A 12,855-nucleotide genomic window follows, 5' to 3' on the forward strand; every position below is an offset into this window, starting at 1 on the left:
GTTATGGTTGTCTCATGACTGTCGATCGCGAGCAGGTGCTCCGCACCGCGGCCGCCCTCCTCTCCCGCAAGGCGACCGCGACCATGGACGAGGTCGCCAAATCGGCCGGCATCGGCCGGGCCACCCTGCATCGCCACTTCGCGGGGCGTGACGCCCTCGTCAAGGCGCTCGAAGAACTCGGAATCCGCGAGTTCGAGGCGGCGCTCGACGCCGCCCGGCTCGACGAGGGGACCGCCGAGGAAGGACTGCGCCGCCTGATCGCGGAGATCGAGCCCGCCGCCGGTCTGCTCGCCTTCCTCGTCACCGAGAACCAGCTCTTCGAGGGCGCCCACGTCAACGAGGGATGGGGCCGTCTGGACGCGCGCGTCTCCGCGCATTTCCGGCGCGGACAGCAGCAGGGCGAGTTCAGGATCGACCTCACCCCGGCCTGGCTGACCGAGGCCCTGTACGGGCTCATCGGCACCGGAGCGTGGGCCGTCCAGGACGGCCGGGTGGCGGCCAAGGACTTCCAGTACATGATCGTCGAGTTGCTGCTCGGCGGAGCACGTCGGAACGTGGAGCAATGACCAGTAGCGGCCGGCACCCGATGGCGCGGGAGGCCATCCACCACCCCGGCCGCTGGCTGGCCCTCGGCGTTCTCGTCCTCGCCGTGCTCCTGGTCGCCGTCGACGCGACCGTACTCGGCCTCGCGACACCCTTCCTCAGCGAGGACCTCCAGCCCTCCGGCACCCAGTTGCTGTGGATCGGCGACGTCTACTCGTTCGTCATCGCCGGACTTCTCGTATCGATGGGCAGCCTCGGCGACCGGATCGGCCGCAAGAAGCTGCTGCTGACCGGCGCCGTCGCGTTCGGAGCGGTCTCCGTGCTCAACGCGTACGCCACCAGCCCCGAAATGATGATCCTCGCCCGCGCCCTGCTCGGTGTGGCCGGTGCGACGCTGATGCCGTCCACGCTCGCGCTGATCCGCAACATCTTCCACGACCCCGAGGAACGCAGCTTCGCCATCGGTGTCTGGGGCGCCGCGGCCTCGGCGGGCGCGGCCGTCGGCCCGGTCGTCGGCGGCTTCCTCCTGGAGAACTTCTGGTGGGGCTCGGTCTTCCTCATCAACGTGCCCGTGATGGTGATTCTGGTCCTCGTCGGCATCAAGCTGCTGCCCGAGTCCAAGAACCCGGCCCCCGGCCCGTGGGACCTGCTCAGCGTCGGCCTCTCGCTCGTCGGCATGGTCTGTGTCGTGTACGCCGTCAAGGAGGCGGCGGCGCACGGCTTCCGCTGGGACATCGGGCTCACGGCGGTGGTCGGTGTGGCGGCGCTCTTCTGGTTCGTACGGCGTCAGCTCACGCTTCCGTCGCCGCTGCTCGACATGCGCCTGTTCCACCACCGCGGGTTCTCCGGCGCGGTGCTCGCCGACCTGCTGACCATCCTGGGCCTGTCCGGCCTGGTCTTCTTCCTCTCGCAGTTCCTGCAACTCGTCCAGGAGCGCTCGCCTCTGGAGTCGGGTCTCATCGAGCTGCCCGCCGCGGCCGGCGCGGTCGTCGCGGGCCTGGCGGCCGGTTACGTGGCGCGCAGGGTCTCGGTCCGCAGCGCGGTCTCCGGTGGCCTGGTGGCGCTCGGGATCGGGCTGGCGAGCTGCACCGTGGTCACGGCGGACACCGGCGTGGTCATTCTGGTCTCCGCCATGATCGTCGGTGGCATCGGAGCGGGGCTGGCCTTCACCGTGACGGCGGACGTCATCCTCTCCAGCGTCCCCAAGGAGCAGGCGGGAGCCGCGTCGGCCGTCTCCGAGACGGCGTACGAACTGGGCGCGGCGCTCGGCATCGCACTGCTCGGCTCGATCGTGACCGGCATCTACCGCGGCTTCACGGCGCCGGCGGGCATTCCCGGCGATGTGGCGGACGCGGCGCACGACTCGCTCGGCGGGGCTGTGGAGTCGGCGGCGGCGCTCCCGCCCGATCAGGCCGCCGCGCTGATCTCCATGGCGCAGGACGCGTTCACCGACGGCTTCCAGGCGGCGGCGTGGGTGGGCTCGGTGGTGCTGTTCGCGACGGCGGCCGCCGCGTGGTTCATGCTGCGGGGCCAGAAGCTGGCGGTGGGCATCGTCGCGGACGAGCCCTGAGGGACGGCGTACGGCGGGAGGGCGTACGGCGGAGGGGCCGTGCCACCCATCGGTGGCACGGCCCCTCCGCGTTACGCCTGCGCCCGGGTCGCCTAGGCAGCCTTCGCCTTGGTTGCGTACATGTCCACATACTCCTGGCCGGACAGCCGCATGACCTCCGCCATCACGGAGTCCGTCACCGCGCGCAGCACGTACCGGTCGCGGTCCATGCCCTCGTAGCGGGAGAACTCCATCGGCTCACCGAAGCGCACCGTCACCTTGCCCGGACGCGGCAGGCCGGCGCCGCCCGGCTGGAGCTTGTCCGTACCGATCATCGCGAACGGCACCACCGGGGCGCCGGTCATCAGCGTGAGGCGGGCGATGCCCGTACGGCCGCGGTAGAGGCGGCCGTCGGGGGAGCGGGTGCCCTCCGGGTAGATCGAGAAGATCTTGCCCTCTTCGAGCACCCGGCGGCCGGTCATCAGCGCCGCGACACCGCCGCGCCCGCCGTCCCGGTCCACCGGGATCATGCCGCAGCTGGTGAAGAACCAGGCCATCAGCCGGCCCTTGAGCCCCTTGCCGGTGACGTACTCGTCCTTGCCGATGTAGTAGACCTGCCGGTCGCAGCAGATCGGCATGATCATCGAGTCGATGAACGTCAGATGGTTGCCCGCCAGGATGACCGGACCGGTCCCGGGAATGTTCTGGGCGCCCTCCACCTGTGGGCGGAACATCAGGCGCAGGATCGGTCCGAGCACTGCCTTGATGAGCGCGAGACGGGACAACGGTTCCTCCGGTGTCGTGGCCGAGTGGGGCGGGGCGGCCGGGTCTGGATGAGTCTGTGCAGGTGAGGACGATACTCGCGGTGTCCGGCCGACCGCACACCGGGTTCATCACTTCGATACGCAGTGTTGACGTGTGTTTCCACTGCGTTCCGCCCAGAGTCTCGTCCGCGTAAGGCGTAGGCACCTACGATCGGGCCTTCGCTTTCGCGGGTCTTTCGCGGGAAATTGAAACATCACAGAGGAGCGTTCATGACACAGGGCGGACAGGCAAACCCCGGGCGGCGCATGGTTCTCGGCGCGGCCGTGCTCGGCGCGGGCGGGGTCACCCTCGGGCTGCCGGGCACCGCGGGCGCCGCCGCGGGCAAGGGCCACGGCTCGTACCGTGACCTGCCCATACCGACCGTCGTCGCGCACCGGGGAGCCAGCGGCTACCGCCCCGAGCACACCATCGCCTCGTACCAGCTCGCCCTGGACATGGGCGCGCACGTCATCGAGCAGGACCTCGTGCCGACCAAGGACGGGCACCTCGTCTGCCGTCACGAGAACGACATCACCGGCACCACGGACGTCGCGGCGCACCCCGAGTTCGCCTCCCGCAAGACGACCAAGTCCGTCGACGGCGTCTCCCTGACCGGCTGGTTCACCGAGGACTTCACGCTCGCCGAGCTCAAGACGCTGCGCGCCAAGGAGCGGATACCGGGCACCCGGCAGGAGAACACGCTGTACGACGGCCGGTGGACGATACCCACCTTCGAAGAGGTACTGCGCTGGGCCGAGCAGGAGGGAAGGGCGCGCGGCCGGCGGATCTGGCTCCACGTCGAGACCAAGCACCCCACGTACTTCCGCGGCCTCGGGCTCGGCCTCGAAGAGCCCCTCGCCGAGCTGCTGCGCAAGTACGGCCGCCACAAGAAGAACGCGCCGAACTTCCTCCAGTCCTTCGAGCCCAGCAGCATGCGGCGGATGGCCGAACTGGTCGCCGCGCCGCGTGTCGTCCTGCTGGACGCCGCGGACACCCGGCCCTGGGACTTCGTCCAGGCGGGTGACCGGCGTACCGTCGCCGACCTGGTCAAGCCCGAGGGCCTGAAGTGGATCGCCGGTTTCGCCCAGGGCATCGGCCCCACCCTGAACCTGATCATCCCCAAGGATGCGGCGGGCAAGCTGGGCAAACCGACGACGCTGGTACGGGACGCGCACGCGCAGGGCCTGGTCCTCCACCCCTACACGATGCGCAACGAGAACACCTTCCTGCCCGCGGACTTCAGGCGTGGCACCGACCCGGCGGCGTACGGAGACGCTTTCGGGGCCTTCAAGCTGTACTTCGAGCAGGGCATCGACGGGATCTTCTCCGACAACCCGGACACGGCACTGCTGGCGGCGGCGGACTTCGCACGCCACCGCTGACGGCCCGGTGGTGCGGCCGGTGACCACGGACGGGTGACTGTGACGCCGCGCGGCAACCGCCGGCCGCCGGCGCCACGTCCCGCCTGGCATGACCCTCCCCGTGCCTGCCGCCCCGCCCACGGCCGCGTCGCCGTCCGCCCTGTTCAGTTCGCTGCGCCCCCTGCTCGCCGCCGAAGCCGTGGCGGAGGCCGCGGGCGGGGGAGTCGAGCCCGGCGACCTGGAACAGGCCGTATGGCTGCGGCTCCTCGAACTCCTCGACGGGTCGGGCCCGCCGCCCGACCCGGCGGGCTGGCTGCTGCACGCCGTACGGACCGAGGCGAGCCTGGCCCGGCGCGCGACGCGGCGCGAACTGCCGTACCCCTCCCCGCCGGCCGCGACGACGGACACCGCCTGCCCGGAACGCGCCGCCCTGAGTGCCGAGCGGCGCCGCGTGCTGCGGGCGGCGGTGGGCAGGCTGCCCGGCCGGTGCCGGCGGCTGCTGGACGCGATGCTGTCGCCGACGGACCCCACGTACCGGGAAATCGCAGGGGAGTTGGGAATGTCACAAGGCAGTTTGGGGCCCATGCGTTCCCGTTGCCTGGGATGCCTGCGCAGAATGCTGCCGGCGGAGGTTGCAGCTCCTGGGCAAAGGGGAATGGAGCGATAAGCAACCGGCGTATCAGGCGAGCGGGAGGCATGCACACATGGGCATGAGCGTGACCATCTCAGCGGCAACGGCGCAGGATGCCGAGCAGATCCTCAAGTTGCAGTACCTGTGCTACCAGAGCGAGGCCGAGCTGTACGGCGACTACCGCATCGAGCCGCTCACGCAGACCCTCGACGACCTGCGGGCCGAACTCGGGCGCAGCCACGCGCTGGTGGCGCGGCTCGGCGACGAGGTGGTCGCGTCGGTGCGTGCGGCGGTCGACGAGGCGGGTACGGCTCGGATCGCCAAGCTCATCGTCCATCCCCGGATGCGGCGGCACGGGCTCGGCGGGCGGCTGCTCGACGCGATCGAGGAGTACTTCGCCGGGGAGCCGGCGGCCAAGCGCTTCCAGCTCTTCACCGGTCACCGCAGCGAGGGCAACCTGCGGCTGTACCGCAGCCACGGCTACGCACCGGTCGCCACGGAACAGGTCGCCCCCGGCTTCGCCCTGGTGACCCTCCAGAAGGAGCCGGTGACCCAGGCGTACGCGGCGAGCGCGTAGGGGGCGGGGGCCCTGCGGAGCTTTTCCCCGACCCGCCCCTTCCCGAACCGGGGGCAAGCCCCCAGACCCCCGGACGCCCTACGGCGTGCCCTCAAACGCCGGACGGGCTGAATGGTTACCCCCTGGGCAACTTTCAGCCCCTCCGGCGTTTGAGGAGCGGGGTCTGGGGCGGAGCCCCAGTTCGGGAAGGGGCGGGGTGGGGAAGTGCCCGCCGCAGGCGTCCGCCCTACCCGCGCCGCCCTGCCTTCCGCAGCCACACCACGCCGGTGACCGGAAGCAGCACCGGAATGAACAGGTACCCCTTCCCGAACGCCGACCACACCGTCGCGTCAGGGAACGCCGACGGCTCGATCACCGTCCATGTCCCCACCACCAGCACACCCACAAGCTCCGCCGCACAGCACACCAGCGCAGCCCGGCGAGCCGTCTCCCCGCCCCGCACCAGCGTGTACGTGATGAACGCGTACACCACGGCAGCCACGGCCGACAGGGTGTAGGCGAGCGGCGCCCGGTCGTACTCCGTGGCGATCTGGTAGACCGACCGGGAAACCGCGCCGACCGACATGACGCCGTACAGCCACACCAGCAGCAGCCCGGGCCCCTTGACCAGCCTCGTGCGCCCGGCGACGGAGTCGCTCATGGACTCACCCATGCTCAGCCTCCCCAGATGTCGTGGAGCCGGACTTCGAGCACAGCCAGTACGACCGCACCGGCCGCGACCGTCACCGAGCCCCAGCGAGTCCGCTCGGCCAGCGACAGGAAACCGGCCGCGGGCACCGCGGCGAGCGCCCCGACGAGATACGAAACGAAGATCACCGCTCCCTCGTCCGGCTTCTCGCCGCGCCCCAGTTGCACGACGCCGACCACCAGCTGGGCGAGCGCGAGCACAGTCACCACGGCCATGCCGATGAAGTGCCAGTCCTTGGTGGGCTGATCGCGGAAGGCGGCGTAACCGCACCACGCGGCGAGTACGAGCGCGGCCACGGAGACCGCGACCGTCAGGGCGTCAAGCATGACGACGAGCGTATTACGACCGTTTACGTCCGCGACAACGGGTGGGCGTAGGGTCGGTCCCCATGAAGATCGACGCCGAAGCCCTCCTGTTCGACAACGACGGAACGCTCCTCTCCTCCATGGAGTCGGTGATCCGCGCTGGACCCTCCCCCAGAGCTGAATGCCTGGGGGGACCCCCTTGGCGGCGGAGTACGGCATATCGGCGGAGGAATGCGCGGCCGTCGAGCTGCACGGACGCCCCGCCGCCGAGATCGCCGCCGATCTGCTGCGCGCGGACGTGGTGCCGGGAGCGGTGGCCCGTATCGAACAGCTCGAGGTCGAGGACGTGACCGCACCCGGCGGAGTCATGCTGCTCCCCGGAACCGCCGCGCTGCTCGCGAGCCTGCCCGCCGACCGCTGGGCCGTCGTCACCTCCGCCACCCGCAGGCTCGCCGAGGCGCGTCTGGCCGAGGCCGGCATCCGCCCCAAGGCGATGATCGCCGCGGACGACATCACGCGCGGCAAGCCCGACCCGGAGCCCTACCTGCTGGCGGCCCGCAGGCTCGGGGTGGACCCGGCGCGCTGCGTGGTCTTCGAGGACGCTCCCGCCGGGCTCCGGGCCGGCCGCGCGGCGGGCATGAAAACCGTGGCTTTGGCCACAACCCACGACGCCTCCGAGCTGGTCGCGGACGTCGTCGTGAGTGACCTCTCGGCGGTGTCGGCGCAGGCCACGCACGGCGGTGTGGAGATCGTCGTCGCTGACTGACCGCGACCGGCAGGACCCCATGGCGAGACAGAAGCGTCCGCTATTCGGACGACGCTGATCGGTGCGTACTCACGTCTGGTTTACTCATCGCATGACCACGACGAGCAGCCGCACCCTTGCGACCGAGGCGACGATGACGCCCGGTGCTCGTTGTATGTGTCGAATGTGCGCCTTCTGAGGGCCCCTGCCTGAGCCTCGCGCCCCGAAGCGAGACCCGACAGCCGCGCCCCGCGTCCACCCGAGTGCGTACGTACTCCACGGACCGGGCCCGCCTGCCCCGCGCACGCGTTGTCTCCGGTACCCACCGACCCAGCCGTGCCACGTCCACAAGACGAATGCCCCGTGCCCGGCGGACACTTCGCCGCGCACTCGACAGTGACGGAACCCCTGTGATCACCACTACAGGCCTCACCAAGGTCTACCCGGCGCGTGGCCGCGAAGTCACCGCCCTGGACGGCGTCGACCTGCACGTCCGCGAGGGCGAGGTGTACGGAGTCATCGGCCAGAGCGGCGCCGGGAAGTCCTCCCTCATCCGCTGCGTCAACCTGCTGGAGCGGCCCACCGCCGGCACGGTGACCGTCGACGGCCAGGACCTCACCGCACTCGCCGGCCGCGGTCGGCGCGCCGGCAAGGAGCTGCGCCAGGCGCGCAGCCGCATCGGCATGGTCTTCCAGCACTTCAACCTGCTCTCCTCGCGCACCGTGAAGGACAACGTCGAGCTGCCGCTCGAAATCCTCGGCGTGTCGGGGCAGGAGCGCTCCCGCAAGGCCCTGGAACTGCTCGACCTCGTCGGCCTCGCCGACAAGGCCAAGGCCTACCCCGCCCAGCTCTCCGGCGGCCAGAAGCAGCGCGTCGGCATCGCCCGCGCCCTGGCCGGCGACCCCAAGGTGCTGCTCTCCGACGAGGCCACCTCGGCCCTCGACCCCGAGACCACCCGCTCGATCCTCCAGCTCCTGCGCGACCTCAACCAGCAGCTCGGCCTGACCGTCCTGCTCATCACGCACGAGATGGACGTCGTCAAGACGATCTGCGACTCGGCCGCGCTGATGAAGAAGGGCCGGATCGTCGAGTCCGGCACGGTGAGCGAGCTCCTGGCGACACCGGGATCCGAGCTCGCGCACGAGCTCTTCCCGGTCGGCGGGCAGGCGTCGGGCCCGGGCCGCACCGTCATCGACGTCACCTTCCACGGTGAGGCCGCGACGCAGCCGGTGATCTCCCAGCTCTCCCGTACGTACAACATCGACATCTCGATCCTGGGCGCCGCGATGGACACCGTCGGCGGCAACCAGATCGGCCGGATGCGCATCGAGCTGCCCGGCCGGTACGAGGAGAACGTCGTCCCCGTCGGCTTCCTGCGCGAGCAGGGGCTCCAGGTCGAAGTCGTCGACGACGACCAGGCCGCAGCGGGCTACGCCGGCGTACCGGCGCAGGCCGCCACCCCCGCCCTGGTGAAGGAAGGTGCCAAGTGAACTGGTCGGAGATGCAGCCGCTGCTGACGCAGGGCACCATCGACACCCTCTACATGGTGCTGTGGTCGACCCTGGTGTCGGTCATCGGCGGCCTGCCGCTCGGCATCCTGCTCGTCCTCACGGACAAGGGCGGACTGCTCCAGAACGTGGCCGTCAACAAGGTCATCGGCGTGATCGTGAACATCGGCCGGTCACTGCCGTTCATCATCCTGCTGATCGCACTCATTCCCTTCACGACGCTGGTCGTCGGTACGTTCATCGGCCCCAGCGCGATGATCGTGCCGCTCGCCATCGGCGCCATCCCGTTCTTCGCCCGGCTCGTCGAGACGGCGATCCGCGAGGTCGACCACGGCCTGGTCGAGGCGGTCCAGGCGATGGGCGGCGGCGTACCGACCGTCGTGTTCAAGGTGCTGCTGCCGCAGTCTCTGCCGTCCCTGATCTCCGGCATCACCACCACCGTGATCGTGCTCGTCGGCTACTCGGCGATGGCGGGCGCGGTCGGCGGCGAAGGCCTCGGCAGCAAGGCCGTCACGTACGGATACCAGCGCTTCGAGACCGAGTTCATGCTGGTCACCGTGGTCATTCTGATCGCGCTCGTGACCATCGTGCAGCTCATCGGCGACGGCGCGATCCGGCTCCTGGCGCGTCGCGGCCGTACCGCCTCCTAGAACTTCCCGTCCCCAGGCACTTCCTGTGCCGAGCAAGCCCGCACTCCTTGTCCGGGCGACACCACCGCAACACCAGAAAGAGGCACTTTTCGTGCGTAAGAACATCAAGATCACCGCGGCTGCCGCCGCCTCCGCCGCCCTCGCCCTCGGCCTCACCGCCTGCGGCACGGCCTCCGACCCGGGCGCCAAGACCGAGCCGGGCGGCAAGGCCGACCCGTCCAAGGCGCTCGTCGTCGCCGCGTCCCCGACGCCGCACGCCGACATCCTCAACTACGTTAAGGACAACCTCGCGGCGAAGGCCGGCCTGAAGCTGGAGGTCAAGGAGTTCACGGACTACGTCCTGCCGAACACCGCCACCCAGAGCGGCGAGGTCGACGCCAACTTCTTCCAGCACAAGCCGTACCTCGACGACTTCAACAAGAAGAAGGGCACCACCATCGTGCCCGTCGCCGACGTCCACCTGGAGCCGCTGGCCCTCTACTCCAAGAAGGCCAAGGACATCAAGGACATCAAGCCCGGCCAGACGGTCGCGGTGCCCAACGACACCACCAACGAGGGCCGCGCGCTCAAGCTGCTCGCCGACAACGGCCTCATCACGCTCAAGGACGGCGCGGGCCAGGACGCCAAGCTGTCCGACATCAAGGACAAGAAGGGCCTTGAGTTCAAGGAGCTGGAGGCGGCCACGCTGCCCCGCGCCCTGAACGACGTCGACGCGGCGGTCATCAACGGCAACTACGCCATCGAGGCAGACCTCAAGCCCGCGAAGGACTCGCTGGTGATCGAGAAGGCCGAAGGCAACCCGTACGCCAACTTCCTCGCGGTCAAGAAGGGCAACGAGAAGGACGAGCGCGTCCAGAAGCTCGCCAAGCTCCTCAACTCCGCCGAGGTCAAGAAGTTCATCGAGGACAAGTACGCCGGCTCGGTCGTGCCGGCCTTCGGTGCTGTCAAGCCCTGACGCCCGTACGGTCCTTGTGAGCGAAGGCCCCGCCAGTCCGCAGCGGCTGCGCGGGGCCTTCGCGTGCCCGGAGCCCCGCCACCCGCCCATGCACACGGCAGGGATGATGCTGCATGCTGTGCCTTTACGTCCTTCACGACGGTCCACGGCATGGAGCTGCGCATGACTACCACCTTCCCGGACATCTCCATCAGCACGGACCGGCTGGTGTTGCGCCCCTTCGACGAATCCGACATCGCGCCGCTCACCGAGATGATGAGCGACGAGCTGGTCATCGCCTGGACCTCCGCCCCGCACCCCTACACCACGCTCGACGCCGAGCGCTGGGTCCGCAGGATCGCTCCTGCTGAGCGCACCCAGGGCCGCGGGATCGCCTTCGCCGTGACCGAATTCCTCACCCAGCGGCTCGTCGGGACCGTCCACCTCCAGCACACCGACTGGCGCACCCGCGCCACTGAAGTCTCCTACGTGACGGCCCCCTGGGCGCGCGGCGAGGGTTACGCCACCGAGGCGGTGCTGGCCGTCGCCCAGTGGATCTTCCGTGACCAGCGGTTCGAGCGCCTGGAACTGCGCACCGCCGCCGACAACACCGCCTCCCAGCAGGTCGCGCAGAAAATCGGCTGCATCAGCGAGGGCGTCCTGCGCAACGCCTGGATAGCCCGGACGCGGACCGAGAACGGCACGGACGGCGGATGGACCGACATCCGCACCGATTTGATCGTATGGAGCCTGCTGCCCGAGGATCTCGAAGGTGTGGCCGACCGGATGGCCGACGCGGGCGGTTACGGGGCGTACAACGACTGGAACTGACCGCCCGCCCGAGGTCGTCCTGGTCTGTACCAGATACGCTCACCCTGCTCGCACCGCCCCGGCCACACCCCCATCGCACCAACCAGCGACAACTCCAGGAGACTGACAGGATGGCCGACCGGGTCACGGTGATCGGCTGGGACGGATCGCCGCTCACCGCCGCGGCCAGGTCCGCCCTCGCGGCCGCCACCCTCGTCGCGGGCGCCGCGCACCACCTGGCGCTCCCCGAAGTGCCGCCGGGCGCCGAGCGCATCCGCCTCGGCAGCGTCGACCTCGCCGCCCGCCGCATCGCGGGCCACCGGGGCACGGCCGTCGTCCTCGCCGACGGAGACCCCGGCTTCTTCGGGGTCGTACGGACGCTGCGCGCGCCCCAGCACGGCCTGGAGGTCGAAGTCGTGCCCGCCGTCTCGTCGGTGGCCACGGCGTTCGCCCGCGCCGGGATGCCCTGGGACGACGCCCAGATCGTCGTCGCCCACCGCCGCACGCTGCGCCGCGCCGTCAATGTGTGCCGGGCGCACACCAAGGTCGCGGTCCTCACGTCGCCGGGCGCCGGCCCCGCCGAACTCGCCCTGCTGCTCGAAGGAGTCCACCGCACCTTCGTCATCTGCGAGGAACTGGGCACGGACCGCGAGCAGGTCACCGTCCTGACGTCCGACAAGGCCGCCGACCATGCCTGGCGCGACCCCAATGTCGTCATAGTCATCGGCGGCAGCGCCGGACCCGCCGGCCCCGACGGCACGGGCGGCGGCTGGATCGGCGGCCGGGACCCCGGCTATCCGCCCGCCGTACGGGGCTGGGCGCTGCCCGCCGAGGAGTACGGCGACGGGCGGCCGGGCGAGCGACCTGGTCAGGCGCCCGGGCAAGGGCTTGCGCAAGGGCTCGGGGAGGGTGAGTCCGCCGGGCTCAGGGCCGCCCAGCTGGCCCGTCTCGGGCCGCGTACCGGCGACCTGGTCTGGGACATCGGATCGGGCAGCGGGGCGCTCGCCGTCGAGGCGGCCAGGTTCGGCGCGGCGGTCATCGCTGTCGACGCCGACCCGGACGCGTGTGGCCGTACGACAGCTGCCGCACGGCGTTTCGGCGTTCAGCTCCATGTCGTGCACGGGCGGGCGCCGTACATCCTGGAGGACCTGCCCGAACCCGATGTCGTACGCATCGGAGGCGGGGGAGTGCCCGTCGTCTCGGCGTGCGCGGACCGCAGGCCCGAGCGCATCGTGACGCACGCGTCCACGCGCGACGAGGCGGAGGCGATCGGCAGGGCACTCGCCGAAGGCGGTTACGCCGTCGAATGCGCGCTGCTCCAGTCCGTCGAACTCGACACCGACGCCTGGTCGGAACGCGACCGCTCGGTGGTCTTCCTGCTCTCCGGCGTCCATGAGCGGCGCGAAGCGTCTCGATGAGGGGGAGCGGCCGCCTGGCGGAACGGGCAGTCGGAATGCGCCCCATGATGATGCCGCTGCGCGGCGCGGGGTAGGCTGGCCGATCGTTGTACCGCAGCTGGGCGTTCGACGCTTCGTGCGCCAATGTCCGGAAATGGGGCCCGTTTTGGAGCTCTATGTGGTACGGCGCGGCCGGGGGCGCGCAACGTGGCGCAGCCCACACCGGGCCGTGGCGGGACTTCCTGCCCTGGCGGCGAACGGCCGCGAGAATGCATGGTGTCCGCGGGGCATTCGTGCCGCGTGACAGGGACGCTCGTTCTTCCGTTGAACGGGTGCCGAACGTGCCGCGAGCG

General features: G+C 70.4%; 13 protein-coding genes and 1 pseudogene. 11 read left to right on the forward strand and 3 right to left on the reverse strand.

Annotated elements, in window-relative coordinates; genetic code table 11:
- Positions 1 to 14: 14 nt before the first annotated feature.
- The gene (locus J7E91_RS17975) at positions 15 to 566 is read left to right on the forward strand and encodes a TetR/AcrR family transcriptional regulator (protein WP_214905558.1); all 552 of its coding nucleotides are present in this window, start codon (positions 15 to 17) and stop codon (positions 564 to 566) included.
- A complete protein-coding gene (locus J7E91_RS17980) occupies positions 563 to 2,113 on the forward strand; it encodes an MFS transporter (protein WP_214905562.1) in 1,551 nt (516 codons plus the stop codon). Before J7E91_RS17975 ends, J7E91_RS17980 begins: the two co-directional genes overlap by 4 nt.
- A gap of 92 nt (positions 2,114 to 2,205) precedes the next feature.
- Here J7E91_RS17980 and J7E91_RS17985 read toward each other — a convergent pair whose 3' ends face one another.
- Complete coding sequence (locus J7E91_RS17985; RefSeq protein WP_069929641.1) at positions 2,206 to 2,877, reverse strand: 1-acyl-sn-glycerol-3-phosphate acyltransferase; 672 nt, start codon at positions 2,875 to 2,877, stop codon at positions 2,206 to 2,208.
- A gap of 249 nt (positions 2,878 to 3,126) precedes the next feature.
- On the opposite strand from J7E91_RS17985, the gene J7E91_RS17990 reads away from it, so the two are divergent.
- The 3 genes from J7E91_RS17990 to J7E91_RS18000 all read left to right on the forward strand — a co-directional run bounded on the left by J7E91_RS17990 (position 3,127) and on the right by J7E91_RS18000 (position 5,465).
- Positions 3,127 to 4,278, forward strand: a complete 1,152-nt coding sequence (locus tag J7E91_RS17990) for a glycerophosphodiester phosphodiesterase (RefSeq protein WP_214905565.1) — start codon at positions 3,127 to 3,129, stop codon at positions 4,276 to 4,278.
- Positions 4,279 to 4,366: 88 nt separating this feature from the next.
- The gene (locus tag J7E91_RS17995) at positions 4,367 to 4,924 is read left to right on the forward strand and encodes a sigma-70 family RNA polymerase sigma factor (protein ID WP_214905568.1); all 558 of its coding nucleotides are present in this window, start codon (positions 4,367 to 4,369) and stop codon (positions 4,922 to 4,924) included.
- A 37-nt stretch (positions 4,925 to 4,961) separates the two neighbouring features.
- The gene (locus J7E91_RS18000) at positions 4,962 to 5,465 is read left to right on the forward strand and encodes a GNAT family N-acetyltransferase (RefSeq protein ID WP_214905571.1); all 504 of its coding nucleotides are present in this window, start codon (positions 4,962 to 4,964) and stop codon (positions 5,463 to 5,465) included.
- A gap of 226 nt (positions 5,466 to 5,691) precedes the next feature.
- Here the strand turns inward: J7E91_RS18000 and J7E91_RS18005 are convergent, their stop codons facing one another.
- Together J7E91_RS18005 and J7E91_RS18010 are read right to left on the reverse strand one after the other, a co-directional pair.
- Positions 5,692 to 6,117: a hypothetical protein gene (locus tag J7E91_RS18005; RefSeq protein ID WP_251015843.1), complete on the reverse strand. Its 426-nt coding sequence runs from the start codon at positions 6,115 to 6,117 to the stop codon at positions 5,692 to 5,694.
- A 2-nt stretch (positions 6,118 to 6,119) separates the two neighbouring features.
- On the reverse strand, positions 6,120 to 6,479 hold the full coding sequence (locus J7E91_RS18010; RefSeq protein ID WP_214905573.1) for a hypothetical protein: 360 nt from the start codon (positions 6,477 to 6,479) through the stop codon (positions 6,120 to 6,122).
- Positions 6,480 to 6,541: 62 nt separating this feature from the next.
- On the opposite strand from J7E91_RS18010, the pseudogene J7E91_RS18015 reads away from it, so the two are divergent.
- The 6 genes and pseudogenes from J7E91_RS18015 (at position 6,542) to cbiE (ending at position 12,523) form a co-directional block, all read left to right on the forward strand.
- Positions 6,542 to 7,224 (forward strand): annotated as a pseudogene (locus tag J7E91_RS18015) (HAD-IA family hydrolase).
- A 389-nt stretch (positions 7,225 to 7,613) separates the two neighbouring features.
- Positions 7,614 to 8,693, forward strand: coding sequence for a methionine ABC transporter ATP-binding protein (locus J7E91_RS18020; RefSeq protein WP_214905576.1), 1,080 nt, complete (start codon positions 7,614 to 7,616; stop codon positions 8,691 to 8,693).
- Positions 8,690 to 9,361 (forward strand): methionine ABC transporter permease, encoded by a 672-nt coding sequence (locus J7E91_RS18025; protein WP_028815387.1) that lies wholly within the window; start codon positions 8,690 to 8,692, stop codon positions 9,359 to 9,361. The genes J7E91_RS18020 and J7E91_RS18025 overlap by 4 nt, the downstream gene beginning before the upstream one ends.
- Positions 9,362 to 9,452: 91 nt before the next feature.
- Positions 9,453 to 10,316, forward strand: coding sequence for a MetQ/NlpA family ABC transporter substrate-binding protein (locus J7E91_RS18030; protein WP_214905579.1), 864 nt, complete (start codon positions 9,453 to 9,455; stop codon positions 10,314 to 10,316).
- Positions 10,317 to 10,478: 162 nt separating this feature from the next.
- The gene (locus J7E91_RS18035) at positions 10,479 to 11,126 is read left to right on the forward strand and encodes a GNAT family N-acetyltransferase (protein ID WP_251015845.1); all 648 of its coding nucleotides are present in this window, start codon (positions 10,479 to 10,481) and stop codon (positions 11,124 to 11,126) included.
- A 110-nt stretch (positions 11,127 to 11,236) separates the two neighbouring features.
- On the forward strand, positions 11,237 to 12,523 hold the full coding sequence (gene cbiE, locus J7E91_RS18040; protein WP_214905584.1) for a precorrin-6y C5,15-methyltransferase (decarboxylating) subunit CbiE: 1,287 nt from the start codon (positions 11,237 to 11,239) through the stop codon (positions 12,521 to 12,523).
- Positions 12,524 to 12,855: the final 332 nt, after the last annotated feature.

This window comes from Streptomyces sp. ISL-99, assembly GCF_018614005.1.
GTDB lineage: Bacteria > Actinomycetota > Actinomycetes > Streptomycetales > Streptomycetaceae > Streptomyces > Streptomyces flavidovirens.